Origin of the sequence: Nonomuraea sp. NPDC050153, assembly GCF_044460125.1 — a bacterium.
Taxonomy (GTDB): Bacteria; Actinomycetota; Actinomycetes; order Streptosporangiales; family Streptosporangiaceae; genus Nonomuraea.
The window spans coordinates 82,044-98,239 of the sequence record NZ_JBITJQ010000035.1; the positions used below are offsets into that span (position 1 = coordinate 82,044).

Below are 16,196 nucleotides of genomic sequence, written 5' to 3' on the forward strand. Positions count from 1 at the left end.
GCGACGGCGTGAGAGGTCAGGCCACGGGGTGCGGCGCGGTGCGGGCCCGGGTGGCCATCAGGTGGTCGATGAGCGCGAGCAGCACGTCGCGGGCCGCGCCCCGGTCGCGGGCGTCGCAGAGCACCAGCGGCACCTGCGGATCGAGGTCGAGCGCCTTGCGGATCTCCTCCTGCGTCCGGTCCTTGACGCCGTGGAAGCAGTTGACGCCGACGACGAACGGGATGCCGCGGCTCTCGAAGAAGTCGATCGAGGCGAAGCTGACGTCCAGCCGGCGGGTGTCGACCAGGACGACCGCGCCCATCGCCCCGTTGACGAGGTCGTTCCACATGAACCAGAAACGTTCCTGCCCGGGGGTGCCGAACAGGTAGAGCACCAGCTCGCTGTTGATGGTGATGCGGCCGAAGTCCAGCGCGACGGTGGTGGTGGACTTGCCGCTCACGCCTTCCAGGTCGTCGACGCCGACGCTGGCATGGGTCAGGTACTCCTCCGTACGCAGCGGGGCGACCTCGCTCACCGCGCCGACCAGGGTCGTCTTTCCGACGCCGAAACCACCGGCGATAAGGATCTTCACTGCCAGGGGAGCGGCGTCCCCGTGGTCAGAGCTTGCGTAAGCCATCCCTCACCGCCTCAAGAATTGTCACATCGGGAAGACCGCCCGCCTGGGCGAAGGCCAGCGGTGGCCGGGCCCGCATCTGACCGTTCTCGATCAGATCGCCAATGAGGATCTTGGTCACTGAAACCGGGAGGTTCAGCGCCGAGGCGACCTCGGCCACCGCCAGAGGCCGCTCGCACAGATCGAAGATGGTGCGGTGCTCCGGCTGCAGTCGCCGCCGACCGCGTCCGGTTTGTGGAGAGACGTGGGAAATCGAGGTCACCAGGGTGATCAGCGTGAGGTCGTCCCGCTCGGGGGCGGTCCGTCCGCCGGTGATCGTATAGGGGCGGACAAGGGGCTCGTCGGCGTCATCGTCGTCGAACCCCTCAGTCCAGTGTTTCATCCGCGTCTCCCCGCGTCGTCGGCCTGCGGGGTGCGTGCGCCGGTCCCCAGCTTCTGGCCGACCTGCTGGATCAGGGTGTGCATCGCGACGCTCATCAGCTCGGCGTCGACCTCCTGGGAGGCGACCACGGCCAGGTGGGTGCCGCGGCCCGCGGTCGTGATGAACAGCCACAGCTCGGCCATCTCGATGATGACCTGCTGGACCGGCCCGCCACTGAAGAGCTGCCCGACACCGCGCGCCAGGCTCTGCTGGCCGGTGGCGATCGCGGCGAGGCGCTCGGCGTCAGAGCGTTCGATGGTCCGGGACCGGCTGATCACCAGCCCGTCGTCGGACAGCACGATGGCGTGCCGGGTGCCCGCGACCTGATCGACCAGGCCGTCCAGGAGCCAGTCCAGGTCGCGGTTGGTGGCGGTGGTTCGCTGCGTCATCATCGATCTTCCGTCGTAGGGGAGCCGGGCTCGGGGGATCCGTCCGTCCCAGGCTGGAAGGCGTCGTCACCGGTACGGCGCCTCCGAGACTGCCTCTGGAACGCGCCGATTGTCGCACTGGATCGGCCGGGCTGATCGCGTAGGGCCCAGGTCTCCTGTTCGGCCTGCTCATCCCTGTCCGCCGGGACCTTGAGCTCGGTGACCAGGTTGGCCTGACGTACCCGCTGGGGCAGCGGTGGGCGGCCGGACGACGAGGGCGCGTCGTCCCGGTCCGGGATCCCGGAGGGCGCCGTCACGTAGGCCATCGCGCGGCCCCTGGAGCGCGTCGGCAACTGCCCGTCCCCGGGGGGAGCCACCGGCTCTTCCCGCGGGCGAGGCCGCGGGGCGGTCGCTTCCGGAGCCGGTGCCGGAGCCGGGGAGGGGGCCGGGGCCGGGGGCGCCTCTTCGGGCACCGTACGGGGGCGGTCGACGACCAGCGCATCCGGGATCAGCACGATGACACGGGTGCCGCCGAAGGCCGACGATCGCAGCTCCACCTGCAGGCCCAGGCTCGCGGCGAGGCGGGCGACCACGTACAGGCCGAGCCGCACGTCGTCGGCGTGGGTCATGACATCGAGCTGCGGCGGCGACTTCATCAGGGCGTTGGCGGCGGCGTACTCCTCGGGTTCCATGCCCAGGCCGCGGTCCTCGATCTCCACGGCGACGCCCCGGCTGACCGGTGCGGCCCGCACCTCGACGGGGGTCTGCGGCTTGGAGAAGGTGGTGGCGTTCTCCATGAGCTCCGCCAGGACGTGGACCAGCGGTCCCACCGCGCGCTCGGTCACCCAGGACCCGCCCTCGACGTCGATCGAGATCCGCCGGTAGTCCTGGACCTCCCCCTGCGCGGCGCGCAGCACGTTGAGCAGGTGCACCGGCTTGCGCCAGCGGCGCTGCGGCTGCCCGCCGCCGAGGATCACGAGGTTCTCCTCGTAGCGGCGCAGCCGGGCGGTGAGGTGGTCGAGGTCGAACAGGCCCTCCAGCACCTCGGGGTCCTCGTGCCGGCGTTCCAGCTCGTCGAGCTTCTTCAGCTGGAGGCCGATGAGGATCTGGGTACGGCGGGCGATGCGCTGGAGCATGCGCTGGAAGCCGCGGTGCTGCTCGGCCTGCCGCACGGCGGTGAAGACGGCGCTGCGGCTGGCCAGGTTCAGGGCCTGGCCCAGCTCGCCGAGCTCGTCGGGGGTGGGTTCGAGCATGTGGACTTCCGCGTCCACGTCCACCTCCTCGCCGCGCTCCAGCCGGGCGACCACCTTGGGCAGCCGCTCCTGGAGCTCCTGCGCGTCATGGCGCAGGTGGAGGATGCGGCGGCGAAGGATGGAGGTGAGCCGCCAGCTGGTGAAGATCACCAGACCCAGGGCGAGCAGGCCCACGCTGGTGATGCTGATGAAGATCACGAAGAGCATGTCGGCGTGGCCGTAGCCGATCTTGCTGACGTTGTCGAGCCGGAGGCGCAGGAGCTCGATCACCTGCGCGCTGACCGCGTCCACCGAGGAGCGCCACTCGGCGCTGTCCCCGCGCACTGTCACCTGGTTGCTCCCCGAGGGTGCCAGCCGCTCCTCCAGCGCGGTCATGGCCACCCACGCCTTGCCGGTCATCAGCGATTCGTAGCGGGTCTCGTCGCCTGTGAGGTTGGGGATCACCTGGGACTGCAGGAGGTGCTTCCTGGTGCCGATGGCGTTCGTGACGAGGTCGTACTCGTCCCTCGTCAGGCGCCCGTTCTTCCAGCCGCGGGCCAGGACGGCGTCCTCGCGGCCGATCATGTCGACGACCCAGAAGAGGTCGACCAGGGTCTGCGACTTGCTGTTGACCTGGCCCTCGTCGGTGTGGCTGAGGGCGGTCAACACGCGCAGGTCCGACTCCAGGACCCCGCTGTAGTAGTCGAACGCCTTCTGCGCGCTGGCCCAACCGGCGTCCACCGCCCGGCGCTGCTCGTCGAGGAGGTTGAGGCTGCGGTCCGTACGGGCGATGGCTTCGGTGAGCCCCTCCGGCCCCTTGCTGGTGTCCAGGGCCGTCAGCGGACTGAAGGCGTTCACGGCCTGGTCGGTCACCGCGCGCTGCTTGGCGAGCTTGCCGGGGGCGCTGCCGCCGGGGTCGGCCTGCGTCTCCGCGGTCAGCCGCCGTTCCTTGTCGAGGCTGAAGAACAGGTCGGCCGCGGGTGCGCCGACGGTCTTGGTGGCGAGATCCATCTGGACCTTCTCCGCCCGCCACTGGGAGGACAGCTGGAACATGCCCGAGGCCAGCAGCGGCGTGAAGGTCAGACTCGGTACGAACACGATGATGAGCAGCACGGTACGCAACGGCAGCCGGCGAACACCGGCCAGTCGTCGCGGCCCGGATGACTCGCTTCCGTCGCCCAGGGATTTCGTTCGCCGTCGCCCGAGCCTGCCCCATCCAGCCACGTGCAGGACACTCTCCTCACCGATCGGTGTGTCTACGACGACAATCACCCAAGTAGGCGATAGGTGCCTGATAGTAGCCATACGGCAGTTGGGCCGAAAGACCCGGCTTTGTCCCGCTGGTTTACCCGAAAGCTCCTGCTTCGCTGCCCCCGGGTACGTGCCGGGGGCGGCGGTCGGTTCACTTGTAGCCGGCGGCGACGATGGCGGCCTGCACCGAGTCAACGCTGACGTTTGCGCCGAAGCCGCCTGGCCACTGGTTGGTCACCGTGTAGGTGACCTGGCATCCGGTCGTGATCGCGGACGCGGCGTGCGTCCCGGCCGCGCCGACACCGGCCGTCAACAGCGCGGCGACGGCTGCGGCCGGCAGTCTCAACCGTCGGCGAAAAGAGGTGACATGTCGCACGGGTGTCTTCCCGTTCTCCGAGATGTGGCGTTATCCGCGGCGATGAGTACGCGGACGGTCGTGTCAGCGGGTCAGGGGTTGTGACGTCAGCGCTGACTTTCCGGCCGATCCCTGACGTGGCTACGTTCACGGTTTCGCTGCGTGCGAGCCGATCCGGCCGGGAGCCATCAGCCAACGAGCCCGGGCTCCGTCGCGCTCGCGGATCCGCGCTGAACTGGGGCTCGGCGGCGCGGGGAAGGCCGGTGACCCCGAACCTTTCATCACCTCGGCGAGCTGGGGCCTGTGTGACGGATGCGCTTAAACACAAAAATCGTGATTGCATAACACGCTTGGGCTTTGACGCGCTATTTGGGATTAAGGAGGTAACTGAGAATATCTGTATGGGTATGTCCGGTTCCATCTGAGTGTCCGCGAAGTGGCGGATGCCAGGTTCCGCACCGATCTATCCATGAACGGAAACGAGAGCACGTGAATACCAACAGTCGGCGGACGCGAGCGCCACACCGTGGCCTGCTCGCGGCAGTAGCTATTACCGGCGCGATCGCCGGTTCCATGCTCCTTCCAATGGGCCAGGGCACGGCCACGGCGAGCGCGGGCTTGCCCGCCGTCGATGCCGGCGGCCCGCCGCAGCCCACACCGCGCAAGGTGACACGCGTGGTGCAGCAGGCCGCGCCCAAGGTCGTCAGCCACGAGAAGCCGGTCTTCGTTCCCCGGCCCATCTGGCAGCGTCAGCACGTCAGGGTCATCGTGGACAACCACAACCGCAACCTCAACAGGTTCCGCAGGGAGCCCATGATCCGCCACCACCACCCAATCCACCACGACGTCAAGACCCCTGACTGGTCTGAGTCCGAGGACACCTCGTCGGCCGAGTGACGTCACGTCAGCTCGACGCCAGGTGAAACGGTGGACGATATCGGCGTCGGGGAACAATGGAGCAGCCAAGGGTGGATGACCGGGGCTCTGCCGCCCCGGGCGATGGCCTGCTCCATTGCTCCCGACGCGGATACGCTTCGATCGTGATCTTCCCTCCCAAGCTGAACAAAGGTGACGCCGTACGAGTGGTCGCGCCGGCCAGGTCCCGCGCGATGGTGATGGAGCACGACCACACCGGCATCATCGGGTCCCGGTTCGCCGAGCTCGGCCTGACGCTCTCGTACGGCAGCCATGTCGACGAGCGGGACGCGTTCGACTCCTCCAGCGTCGCCTCGCGGGTCGCCGATCTGCACGACGCCTTCGCGGACCCGTCGGTGGCGGCGATCCTGACGGTCATCGGCGGCTACAACTGCAACGAGCTCCTGCCGTTCCTCGACTGGGAGCTGATCCGCGCCAACCCGAAGATCCTGTGCGGATACTCCGACATCACCGCCCTGCAGAACGCCATCCTCGCCCGGACCGGGCTGGTCACCTACTCCGGCCCGCACTGGTCGACGTTCGGGATGCGGGATCACTTCGAGCAGACCCTGCGCTGGTTCACCTCGGTCATGTTCGACACCGCTCCGATCGCCCTGGCTCCGGCGGAGCGGTGGAGCGACGATCTCTGGTTCCTCGACCAGGACAAGCGCGAGCCGGTCCCCAACGACGGCTGGTGGCCGCTCCGGGCAGGCACCGCCGAGGGGCGCATCGTCGGCGGCAACCTGTGCACGCTGAACCTGCTGCAGGGCACCCCGAACATGCCGTCCCTCGACGGCGCGATACTGATCGTCGAGGACGACCTGGAGTCGCACCCGGCGACCTTCGCCCGCGACCTGACCTCACTGCTGCAGCTTCCCGACGCCCCGCGGATCCGAGGGCTGGCGATCGGACGGTTCCAGCACGCCAGCCGCATGTCCCGCCCGCTGCTGGCACAGATCGTCGCCACCCAGCCGGTGCTGAACGGCATTCCCGTCCTGGCCAACATCGACGTCGGCCACACCAACCCCCTGGCCACCATCCCGATCGGCGGTCAGGCCCGGCTCACCGTCACCGACACCGGGACGGACCTGACCCTGCTACGCCACTGACCGGAGGACGAGGACGGCCAGCGAGGCGGCGATCGGGAAGCGGAGGCCACCTCAAGAAGCTCATCCGGTAGCCGAAGGCGTCGTAGAGATGCACCTTGCGGTAGACGCCGAGCAGGTCGCCGCCCGCGTCCACGGCGAACACGGTGTTGCTGGGCTTGCCGTGCTCTCACCGTGGCGCAGGCACACCAGACCGCCATGGAGGGCTTGCGGCATGACGCGACACTGCATATCGTCCCGATGTATCAGGTCGATATATCGGGCGGACGGTTCGCCGCGGCCCGGCTGACGCGGGAGCTGCGATGAGGCGGATCGACTACGACACGGAGCAGTACCAGGACTACGCACGTGGCCGTGCGCTCACCGAGCAGCAGTCGCAGGTGTGGATCAGTGCCTTCGGAGCGGTGCTGCCCGAGCGGCGTCCGCTGGCGGGGCTGGACGTCGGCTCGGGAACAGGCAGGTTCACCCCCGCGCTGGCGCGAGCGTTCGGGCCGATCACCGGCGTCGAGCCGTCGGTCCGCATGCGCGAGATAGCGCAGGCGCAGTCCCTGGGTCCCGGTGTGCGGTATCTGGCAGGCTCCGCCGAGAGCCTGCCAGTGCCGTCCGGCAGTGCCGACTACGCTCTCATGTTCTTGTCCTGGCACCACGTCCAGGACAAGCCGCTGGCGGTCCGGGAGCTGGCCAGGGTGCTCAGGCCCGGCGGGCGCCTGCTGCTGCGCGCGAATTTCAGCGACCACCATCCCAGGCCGTGGTGGCTGGAGCACTTCCCTCGCGGCTTCGAGGTGGACGCCTCGCTGTTCCAGCCGCTGCACGAGGTCATCGCGATGTTCACGTCGGACGGCTGGCGCGTCGCCGGCTTCGGCACGGTCACCGAGCCGTCCGCCGGCACCCTCGGTGACATGCTCGAACGGCTGCGCCTGCGCACCCTTTCGTTCTTCGCTCAACTCAGTCCCGACGAGCTGGAGGCCGGCTTCCGCCGCCTGGAGCAGGCTGTCGCCGCGGATCCCGGCGCACCGGCACCCGTGTTCTCCGAAACGCTGCTCACGCTCGAACGGCGCCAGTGAGCCAACGGCGCCTCGTCGACCTGCGTTGCGACGCGGCGAAAGGGCCCGCGATTGGGCGCGTGGCGATCGAGGTGCGGGCGCGGACCGCCGCCGGGCTCGTGCCGGCACAAGCCGTACGGGCTGGAAACGGCCTCAGCCGCGCCTGAGACCTGACGCCTTCCTGCTCTGTACGGCCCGCAGCATGAGCATGACGCCCAGCAGCGCGACCCAGGCGCCGAGCGTGAACCTGGTGAGCAGGATGATCACGGTCAGCAGGACCTCGAACGTATGCCCCGTCCGCACTGGCATCAGGTCCACGAAGTGACCGACGGTCTCCACCGACAGCAGCAGGCCGCCGATCCCGCCGAGCACCGCGATGAGGGCGTTCAGCCGCCACAGCAGGAGTGCGGCCACCGCGATCACCACGCCCAGCAGGACGGCGGGGCCGATCGCGAGCAGCACCTCGGGCAGGTCGTCCTCGGTGTGCAGGACGAGCCCCCAGAACAGGAAGATCAAGGCCAGTGGGACCACGAGCGCCATGCTGATCGCCGAGGCCACACTGTGGCGCCACACCGCCACGCAGAAGGCGGGAACCGTCAGGATCAGGCAGCCCATGCTGATCAGGATCCAGGTCAGCGGGCTCAGGACGTGCCTGTAGGGCTCGAAGGCCGACCCTACGAGGAGGTCCAGCCCCTGGGCGAACAAGGTCAGAGAGAGCAGGGCCATCAAGACCAGCGCCACCGCGGGGGCGACCAACTGCGGGGCATGGGTGCGGGCCCGGCTCCCTGACGCCGGCGATCCCGGGTTGGCCAGGAACAACGTCCCGGACGGCGCGGGCGCCGGGCGGCCCGGCACGGGCGCGGTTCGCGATCCGGTCGCCGCCCCCGGCTCCTGTCCCGTCAGCAGGCCCAGCAGCTCTTCGGCGCCGGGCCGTACCTCTGGGTTCTTGGCCAGGCAGAGCGCGAGCAGCGGCCGCAACCCCTCCGGCACCTCGGACAGATCCGGCTCGGTGGTCAGGATGGAGTGCATCAGGGCGGGCATCGTGTCCCCTTTGAACGCCTGCTGCCCGGTAGCCGCGAACACCATCGTGCCGGCCCAGCTGAACAAGTCCACCGCCGGCCCGACCACCCCGCCCGCGAACTGCTCGGGCGCCATGAACGCGGGCGTCCCCATCACGCTGCTGGTGGCGGTCTGATCAAGCGCCCTGGCGATCCCGAAGTCGATCACAACCGGCCCCTCGGGACCCATGATCACATTGCTCGGCTTGAAGTCCCGGTGCACGATCCCGGCCCGGTGGATGGCGGCCAGCGCGGTCAAGGTGGTCACCGCCAGCCGTTCCAGCCCGCTGCCGAACCGCACCCCCTCGCCTCTCACCAGCCGCTCCAGCGAGGGCCCGGTGATGAACTCGCTCACGATGTATGGCCGGCCGTCGGCGACCCCGACATCCAGCACCCGAGCCGTGCAGAACGGCGCCACCCGCCGCGTCGCCTCCGCCTCCCGCATGAATCGCCGGTGCGTTTCCGCATCCTCCATCAGCGTGTGCAGCACCTTCACCGCCACCTTCGTCCCGGCGGCGTCCTGCCCTAAATACACCGACCCCTGCCCGCCTCTGCCGAGTACACCGCTCAGCTGGAAGGCGTTGATCTGAGCCGGATCCGCAGACGAGAGAGGCAGCACGAACTGACCATAGTGCGCCCTCCACTCCGCCACCACCGCCACCGGCGAGGCGCCGTCATGGCCGGGATCAAGGAGATTCGAATTCCTGACTTCCTGCGCGCAAACGGGAACCTCGCGCATCCTTGTATCCCAGGTGGAAAGCACCCTTCTTGCGTGAGCCATCAGGCTGCCTCACATCTCTGGCGGAAACCAGGCTTGAAGGTTCTCCGGGTTGATCGGCACTGAGATGTGTTCGTGCGTGATCAACCATTTGCCGTTTGACCGTCGGCAGCAAACGGTCGATCGTACCCATATCGCGCTCTGGAGTCCGTTCTTACGTGTTCCGGAATCCAGGTGGAGCATGTGCGCGAAGGCGACATCTCCACTCGTCGCGATGCTGAGGTCGCGCGTTTCCAAGCTGATGGGGCCATCGTATTCATCGAACCACCGCACAAAGTTACGGCGGACTTCGTCGTGTCCCGTGAACTGGAGCGGAGGGACTACATCGTAATAAACGATGTCGGCAGAGTAATGCGACAGGAGCCGATCGATGTCCTTTGCCTGGCTGGCATCGACTCGACTCTCCAAGAGCTCCATAACCTCGGATTCGTTCGAAGTCATCGCATCCTCCATTCAAGAAATCTGACTGCGGCCGGCTCGCCTGGAGACAGTCCCTGTGGTTTCGGTAGTTCGACCACGCAGCTAGCGGATCGGCTAGGCAGCGCGGCCGGCTTTGAGTGCGGCGGCGGTGTCGACGGCGCGCCGGGCCTGGTAGCGGACCGCTTCCAAGGCAACGTCATCGGGCGCGCCGTCGCCGGCCACGTGGGAGGTGCCGTAGGGGTTGCCTGACTTGAACTGGACGGGGTCGGTGTATCCGGGGGGCACGATGATGCCGCCCCAGTGGTAGAAGGTGTTCCCGAGCGCCAGGAGGGTGGATTCCTGTCCGCCGTGGGCGGTGTTGGAGGCGGTGAAAGCCGAGTACACCTTGTCCGCGAGCTTGCCGTGGTACCACAGGGGCCCGGTGGTGTCGATGAACGCTCTGAGCTGGCTGGCCGGGTTGCCGAAGCGGGTGGGGGTGCCGAACAGCACCATGTCGGCCCAGTCCAGGTCGTCGTGGCCGGCCTCGGTGACATCGGCGGTGTCCTGGAGGTGCTGGGCCCAGGCCGGATTGGCGCTGATCGCTTCCGGTGGGGCGGTTTCGGCGACCTTGCGCAGTCGCACCTGTGCGCCGGCCTTTTCCATGGCCTCGGCGGCGGCTTGCGCCAGGGCATGCAGGGTGCCGGTGGAGCTGTAGTAGATGACTGCGGCGTTGACGGGTTCCATGATCGGCTTTCCTTCTTCCCGCGTTCTGTCCGGTGATGCCGCTGGAGCCGGGCCGCGGCGGGGCTGGTGCGCCGCCTGGGCATGACGACCAGCGGAAAGGGTCGGTCTGACCAGTACGACAAGACAGCCCGGCACAATGTGAGGCGAGGCGTCGACCTCACATTCCGAGGGGTCGTCTTGTCGTACTGCTGACAGCACTTGCGGCAGAAGGAAGCCGGGACACCATGACCATCCAGCCCGGGGCAGGAGACAGCCTGCTCGATCCGAGCCTGAGCGCGATCATGGGCGAGCGACGTCAGCTGATCAACCTCGCATACCGGCTCCTCGGCTCCCTGTCCGAGGCCGAGGATGTCGTCCAAGAGACCTATGCCCGCTGGTACGCCATGTCCCGGCAGCAGCAGGAGGCCATCGAATCGGTTGGCGGCTGGCTGACGACGGTCGCCAGCCGCATCTGCCTGAACCTGCTCGGCTCGGCCCGGGTCCGGCGCGAGCACTACGTGGGCGAGTGGATCCCCGAGCCGCTCCCAGAGCCCACCGAATGGATCACCGGGCGACCGGGCGCCACCACCGTCGACCCGGCCGACCACGTCACCCTCGACGAGTCGATCAACATGGCCTTCCTCGTCGTGCTCGAGTCCATGACCCCGGCCGAACGCGTCGCGTTCATCCTGCACGACGTCTTCCGCTACTCCTTCGCCGAAGTAGCCGAGATCGTCGGCCGCACACAGGCGGCATGCCGCCAACTGGCCTCCTCGGCCCGCCGCCGCATCCGCGACTCGCAGCCCCCCGCCAACCCGACCGCCCACCAGGCCGGCATCGTCAGGAACTTCAAGCAAGCGTGGGAAGCCAAAGACATCGGCGCCCTCATCGGCCTCCTCGACCCCGACGCCACGGCGATCGGCGACGGCGGCGGCCTCGTCAGCGCCGTGCTTCGCCCGATCGAAGGCGGCGAGCAGGTCGCGCGCTTCCTGGTCGGGCTCGCGGACAGGGCACCCGACCTGGCGATCGTGGAGCGTACGGTCAACGGCCAGCCAGGTCTGGTGGCTCAGCACGATGGCGTCACCGTGGCGGTGTACGCGTTCGACGTCGCGGGTGACCGGATCAAGCACCTTTGGGCAGTAGGGAACCCCGAGAAACTCCGGCCCTGGACAACGGGATGACTCGCGTCTTTCGCATGACCAGAGACACGCCCGCGGGTTGACACATCATCACCCATCCGCGGACTCCTCCGGCAACCGGACCGTACGCGGGCTGGTCGCATCCTGCCGATGCCGGCGATCGGCTGACATCGTCGCCCAAAAGACGGCCCCGCCCGGTCGACGGTCATCCGCTACCCTGACTCGGATTGATCATTTCCGGGAGAAGGTGCCGTATGCGGGAACCCGCGGCAGCAGCGCCGTCCCCGGTGACGGCGGTGCTGCGCTTCGGCGCGGTTCTGGCCGCGTCCGGACCGGTGATCCTGACGACCTCCGGGATCGGCAGGCAGAGCGTCGGCTGGTTCTGTTCCGTGACGGACTCCGCTCCCTTTCCAGCGGAAGGTCCTTACGCGCTGGAGAACGTGCCGGGAGAGCTGCTGTTCTGGGGCGTTCTCCTGCTGCCGGTCGCCGTGGCCGGACTTCTCCTGCGTGGGTCACGCCGGGATACGCTCGCCGCTGTCGCCGCGGTCGGCACCGTGCTCGCGTTCGGGCTCGTCACCGCGTTTTTTCTGCCAGGCCCCGACCCATGCACCGGGCAGGAACGTGCGATCGTGCCGCCTTGGCCCTTGATCGTCTGCTATCCGGTGGCCGCGGGGGCGCTGCACCTGGCGGCTCGGTCACCCCTGCCTCAGAGACAGTCCGGGATCACCCTGTGGGCGGGCGCCGCCGGCGCGGCGGCGTGGGCGGCGCTGTTCCACCGCTGGACGATCACATACGACATGCGTGTGGCCGGTGTCGTCTACATGCAGACTCCGGAGTCCTCCTGGGACGACCTCGCCTGGTGGTCCGGTGAGGCCGACGGGATCGGCTTGCCGGTCGTTCTCGTCGCATTGGCGGCGGCCGCGAAAGTCACCGCTCCTTTCCGATGGGGACGATTGGCCGCCGCCGCGGCCGCGGTGGCCCTTCTCCTCTTCCCGCTGCTCGACGTCGCGACGTACATCAGCCGGTCCGGCAGCGACTTCGAGATGCCTTTCGCCGATTCGGTACGGTGGCCGCTGTTTCTCGCGGCCGCCCTCGTCACGTCGGCCACTCGGAGCCCTCGGGTGCGAATCTCCTGGGCCGGGACCGTCCGCCTGGCACGAAGCATCAAAGACGTGGTTCCCGGCCGGGCCAAAGAACTCGCCGTCGCCGCCGTGATCGCGGTTGCCGGCATCTGGCTGATCGTCTCGTCCTTCACACCGACGCGATAGGGGCACGGCAACTGATCGCAGGCGGCGGCACCCGCATCCAGCCTGCGGCCAAGCCGGCCCGCGTCGGCGTCTGGTTCCTGTGGGCGGATCACCAGCGCTCATGGCAGGACCTGCAGGGCAACGCACCCGTCGGGGGCATAGCCGCGTGCCCTGGCCTCGGAGATCATCGGGAGGAGGCGGCGCTTCGTCGCCCGGGGCACAGCGGCCTCACCCGCCGGCTGCCCTCACCAGGCTGGACTCTGCCCGACGGGATTCGGCCTGGCTGATCAGGCGCCGGCCCAACAGTTGCGCCGGCAACTCCACCCATCGCCAGGTCAGCGCACACAGACCGAGCAGCACCGCGTACACCGCCACCAGCAGCGTCAGACGCACTGCCACCGGTACGGCCGGCGGGTCCGGCAGGAAGAACTCCACGCTCTCCAGCAGCAGCGGATGCAACAGATAGATCGAGTAGGACACCAGGCCCAGCCAGGTCAGCCACGACGGCATCGTGCGGTGACGCAGTGCCATCCCGGCGGCGAACGTCAGCCAGGCCGCTGCGATCGCCAGCTGGGATGCCAACTCGGCGCGCGCCAGCCACAACCCCGCCAGCGGTATCAGCGCCACCCAGACGATGTGCCGGTGACCGAACTGGCCGGTCTCGACACGGTACAGCGCGGTGCCCGCGAACATGGTCGCCAAGATGAACAGCCCCTGCCACGGCCCGGGATAACTCTGGTTGACCGCCAACAGCAGGAGGATCGTTCCTGCGATGGCCACGGCGCCCACCTGCCGTACCCGCCTGCCGCCGCGCAGCACCGCGGCCAGCCCGGCAGCCAGCACGGCGGTCACGACGACCACGACCGTGAGCATGCGGCCCGCCCCACCGGCCGACAGGAGTGTCACCGGCAGCAACCCGGCGCCCAGCACCGCGGACGCCGCGAACGCGAGCGCGGCCGCAGTGCTGCGCCGGTGTACACCAAGGGTGAACATCGCCGTCAGCAAAAGGTAGAAGGCCATCTCGTAGGACAGTGTCCACAGCACATTGACCAAGTTCGGCACGTACAGCAGGTTCTGCAGCATGCTGGCGTGCGCCAGGGCCAGTGCCACCGGCCGACTGCCCCACCAGGTGTGCAAGCCGTCCCAGCCGACCGCCGTCAGCAGCGCCATGCCGGCCACGCAGACGAAGAACAGCGGCCACAACCGGAAGAACCGCGAGATCCAAAAGGCCCGCACGCTGCCCCGGCGCTCCAGTGACGCCGGCACGATGTAGCCACTGACCAGGAAGAACACCAACACGCCGTACCAGCCGGGATCGAAGACGGCCTTGATCGGCAGCCGCGCCTCCGGCCACAGCGGTTTGAGCGCATGCTCGAAGACCACCACCATCGCGGCCAGTCCGCGCAGCGCGTCCAACCAGGCTAGACGCCGGGTATGCGGCAAAGCCGAGTTGGCGGCTGCGAGGGGAGCAGAGAAGAGGCTCTGCGCCGCGATCGTCGACCGCCGTACCTTCAACGCCATCATCATCGACACCGGCACGCGCTCCTATCGACTCGCCCGATCACAGAACCAGCCCACCGATCTCGCCTGACCTCCGGCACAACCCGGCCCGGTCGTGACGGCCTGAACCGGCCTCACCCCGAAGCGCGGCCCGCGCGGACTCCAAGAGGGAGACAGCCAAGGCAGACCGGAAAGGGGCAACGCCCTGGCTGGAACAGGGCGCCGCCTCCTGCCGCGGGCTTAGTCCGGCAGGTCGTACCACTGGGGTTCGGGGTGCGGGCTGGGGACGGGGCCCGCGTCCTTCCCGGGGGTCACGTACAGGTCGACGGTGTCGGAGCTGTGGAAGCGGGTGGACGCCACGATCCAGTCGTCCTTGATCCGGCTCTTCGGCGCGGCCTCGTCGAACCACGAGATACCGCCGTCGTCCTCGTCCTTGTACTTCCAGACCAGCCGGTAGCCGGCCTTCAGCCCGCGCCTGTCCAGCTCGGCCCGTACGTCCGCGACCGTCTTGCCGTGGCTGGTGTAGCCGGACAGAGCCTCATCGCCCTCCGGGTCAACGGGGCCATCTCCGACGTACGGCTCGCCCGGCTTGGCGGGGCGGCCCACGCCGAAGACCACCCGTCCGGGGAAGTCGGCCGGCATCCACACCTTGGCGCAGAACACCGACGAGCACGGCGTGATCCCCTGCGTACCGATGCTGCCATGCCACTTGAAGCCGCCCGGGACGACGGGGCCAATGAGCTTCCCGATGTCGGACGGCGCCACCGGGACCACCTTGACCGTGACGTTCAGCCCCACCGCCCGGAACGCCTCCTCGAAGCGACGGCGGTCGGCCGTGGGATCGGTGATGTTCACGCTGAAGTGCTCGCCGGTCTTCTTGATGGAGACGGCGGCGTTGGCGTAGCTGGTCACCGGGCCGCTGACCAGACCGGTGCCGACGGCGACCGCCGTGGCTGTCGCCATGGTCGCGAGGCCCAGCACCAGCCCTCGGCGGACCTTGCGGCGGGGCCGTGTCACGGTGACCGGCTTCCGCTCCTCGGACATGATCGCGTGCATGAGTCCCTGCGCCTCCGGCGCGGACGCCTCTCCGGTGAGGTCCTCGTCACGGACGCGGGCGAGATCGGCGAGGTTCACAGCGAGCTCCCTTCCAGGGCGACGGCGCGAGGGTGGTCGATGCCGGCTTTCGCCAGGCCCCGAGCGAAACGCTTGCGGGCGCGGTAGAGCCTGATCCGTACCGCGTTGCGGGAGATGTTGAGCATGCGGGCGATCTGCCCATGGTCCAGCGCCTCCCAGGCGACCAAGGAGAGCAGCTCCCGGTCGTCGTCGGGCAGGGCCCGAAAAACCCTCCCCATCTGCGACATCTCGTCCTCCGGCGGGCGGGCCAGCGCGGGGGAGTCGGCGAGCCGCTCGCGCAGGGCCGCCGTACGCTGCTCGTGGCGCTGTTCGCCGCGCCGATGGTTGGCGAGCACCCGGCGCGCCACGCCGTACAGCCACAGCCTCGCCTCGTCGCCCTCGGGCAGCTCCTCGATGCGACGCCATGCGATGGTGAACGTCTCGGCCACCACGTCGGCGGCGTCCTCCGGGTGCTGGCAGCGGCGCAGGACGTACCCGAGTATGGGTTCGTAGGCGGATTCGTAGATCTCCACGAACCGGCTACGGGGATCGGCTCCCATCCGGTCTCCTTAACTGGATCATCTGTCATCTACGTCCATGTCCGGAATTTTGGGGGCATTTCCGGGAAGATCCCGAGGTTGGGAACGTCTCCCGGCCCCCGAAGAGCCCGGCGTACGCCGTTTCACGGCCCGCCGGTCGTGGCGTCTGGGCTTCCCCTCGCCCTTCCGGTTCACGCGACGGTCGACTCATAGGCAGCGCCCACCTGGGCAGCCTCGGCTTCTACGTCAAGCCGGATGAGAAGACCCCGGCCCGCACCACCGCCGAACACGACCCGGCGGCCCCCCACTGAGCGTCCCTCCAAGAGGGCGTCTGAAGTGCGACGTTTGTGATTGATTGCCGGTTACGTGTATCGCCAGGTTGGGATGGATTTGCCC

Annotated in this window: 16 protein-coding genes; 5 read left to right on the forward strand and 11 right to left on the reverse strand. The window is 68.6% G+C overall.

Annotated elements, in window-relative coordinates; genetic code table 11:
- Positions 1-16: 16 nt before the first annotated feature.
- From ACIBQ1_RS50125 to ACIBQ1_RS50145, 5 genes are all read right to left on the reverse strand, one after another.
- Positions 17-616: a GTP-binding protein gene (locus tag ACIBQ1_RS50125; RefSeq protein WP_397289038.1), complete on the reverse strand. Its 600-nt coding sequence runs from the start codon at positions 614-616 to the stop codon at positions 17-19.
- Positions 597-995, reverse strand: a complete 399-nt coding sequence (locus tag ACIBQ1_RS50130) for a DUF742 domain-containing protein (protein ID WP_397289040.1) — start codon at positions 993-995, stop codon at positions 597-599. Before ACIBQ1_RS50130 ends, ACIBQ1_RS50125 begins: the two co-directional genes overlap by 20 nt.
- Complete coding sequence (locus ACIBQ1_RS50135; protein ID WP_397289042.1) at positions 992-1,426, reverse strand: roadblock/LC7 domain-containing protein; 435 nt, start codon at positions 1,424-1,426, stop codon at positions 992-994. Before ACIBQ1_RS50135 ends, ACIBQ1_RS50130 begins: the two co-directional genes overlap by 4 nt.
- Positions 1,423-3,747: a nitrate- and nitrite sensing domain-containing protein gene (locus ACIBQ1_RS50140; RefSeq protein ID WP_397289044.1), complete on the reverse strand. Its 2,325-nt coding sequence runs from the start codon at positions 3,745-3,747 to the stop codon at positions 1,423-1,425. Before ACIBQ1_RS50140 ends, ACIBQ1_RS50135 begins: the two co-directional genes overlap by 4 nt.
- A gap of 289 nt (positions 3,748-4,036) precedes the next feature.
- On the reverse strand, positions 4,037-4,261 hold the full coding sequence (locus ACIBQ1_RS50145; protein WP_397289046.1) for a hypothetical protein: 225 nt from the start codon (positions 4,259-4,261) through the stop codon (positions 4,037-4,039).
- 552 nt (positions 4,262-4,813) lie between these two features.
- On the opposite strand from ACIBQ1_RS50145, the gene ACIBQ1_RS50150 reads away from it, so the two are divergent.
- The 3 genes from ACIBQ1_RS50150 to ACIBQ1_RS50160 all read left to right on the forward strand — a co-directional run bounded on the left by ACIBQ1_RS50150 (position 4,814) and on the right by ACIBQ1_RS50160 (position 7,325).
- Complete coding sequence (locus ACIBQ1_RS50150; RefSeq protein WP_397289047.1) at positions 4,814-5,137, forward strand: hypothetical protein; 324 nt, start codon at positions 4,814-4,816, stop codon at positions 5,135-5,137.
- A gap of 143 nt (positions 5,138-5,280) precedes the next feature.
- On the forward strand, positions 5,281-6,264 hold the full coding sequence (locus ACIBQ1_RS50155; protein ID WP_397289049.1) for a S66 peptidase family protein: 984 nt from the start codon (positions 5,281-5,283) through the stop codon (positions 6,262-6,264).
- 299 nt (positions 6,265-6,563) lie between these two features.
- Entirely contained in the window at positions 6,564-7,325 is a 762-nt protein-coding gene (locus ACIBQ1_RS50160) for a class I SAM-dependent methyltransferase (protein WP_397289051.1), read from the forward strand.
- Positions 7,326-7,457: 132 nt separating this feature from the next.
- On the opposite strand, the gene ACIBQ1_RS50165 is transcribed toward ACIBQ1_RS50160, so the two are convergent.
- The 3 genes from ACIBQ1_RS50165 to wrbA all read right to left on the reverse strand — a co-directional run bounded on the left by ACIBQ1_RS50165 (position 7,458) and on the right by wrbA (position 10,283).
- Positions 7,458-8,981: a serine/threonine-protein kinase gene (locus tag ACIBQ1_RS50165; protein WP_397289053.1), complete on the reverse strand. Its 1,524-nt coding sequence runs from the start codon at positions 8,979-8,981 to the stop codon at positions 7,458-7,460.
- A 171-nt stretch (positions 8,982-9,152) separates the two neighbouring features.
- On the reverse strand, positions 9,153-9,581 hold the full coding sequence (locus tag ACIBQ1_RS50170; RefSeq protein ID WP_397289054.1) for a YybH family protein: 429 nt from the start codon (positions 9,579-9,581) through the stop codon (positions 9,153-9,155).
- Between the two features lie 93 nt (positions 9,582-9,674).
- Positions 9,675-10,283, reverse strand: a complete 609-nt coding sequence (wrbA, locus tag ACIBQ1_RS50175; RefSeq protein ID WP_397289056.1) for an NAD(P)H:quinone oxidoreductase — start codon at positions 10,281-10,283, stop codon at positions 9,675-9,677.
- Positions 10,284-10,507: 224 nt separating this feature from the next.
- Between wrbA and sigJ the strand changes: the two genes are divergently transcribed.
- Together sigJ and ACIBQ1_RS50185 are read left to right on the forward strand one after the other, a co-directional pair.
- Positions 10,508-11,443: an RNA polymerase sigma factor SigJ gene (gene sigJ / locus ACIBQ1_RS50180; protein WP_397289058.1), complete on the forward strand. Its 936-nt coding sequence runs from the start codon at positions 10,508-10,510 to the stop codon at positions 11,441-11,443.
- Positions 11,444-11,688: 245 nt separating this feature from the next.
- Positions 11,689-12,669, forward strand: a complete 981-nt coding sequence (locus ACIBQ1_RS50185; RefSeq protein ID WP_397289060.1) for a hypothetical protein — start codon at positions 11,689-11,691, stop codon at positions 12,667-12,669.
- Between the two features lie 207 nt (positions 12,670-12,876).
- Here the strand turns inward: ACIBQ1_RS50185 and ACIBQ1_RS50190 are convergent, their stop codons facing one another.
- From ACIBQ1_RS50190 to ACIBQ1_RS50200, 3 genes are all read right to left on the reverse strand, one after another.
- Entirely contained in the window at positions 12,877-14,175 is a 1,299-nt protein-coding gene (locus ACIBQ1_RS50190; RefSeq protein WP_397289115.1) for an acyltransferase family protein, read from the reverse strand.
- Positions 14,176-14,388: 213 nt separating this feature from the next.
- Positions 14,389-15,282, reverse strand: coding sequence for a hypothetical protein (locus ACIBQ1_RS50195; RefSeq protein ID WP_397289062.1), 894 nt, complete (start codon positions 15,280-15,282; stop codon positions 14,389-14,391).
- Positions 15,279-15,821 carry an RNA polymerase sigma factor gene (locus ACIBQ1_RS50200; protein ID WP_397289064.1) on the reverse strand — a complete coding sequence of 181 codons (543 nt, stop codon included), beginning with the start codon at positions 15,819-15,821 and terminating at the stop codon, positions 15,279-15,281. Before ACIBQ1_RS50200 ends, ACIBQ1_RS50195 begins: the two co-directional genes overlap by 4 nt.
- Positions 15,822-16,196: the final 375 nt, after the last annotated feature.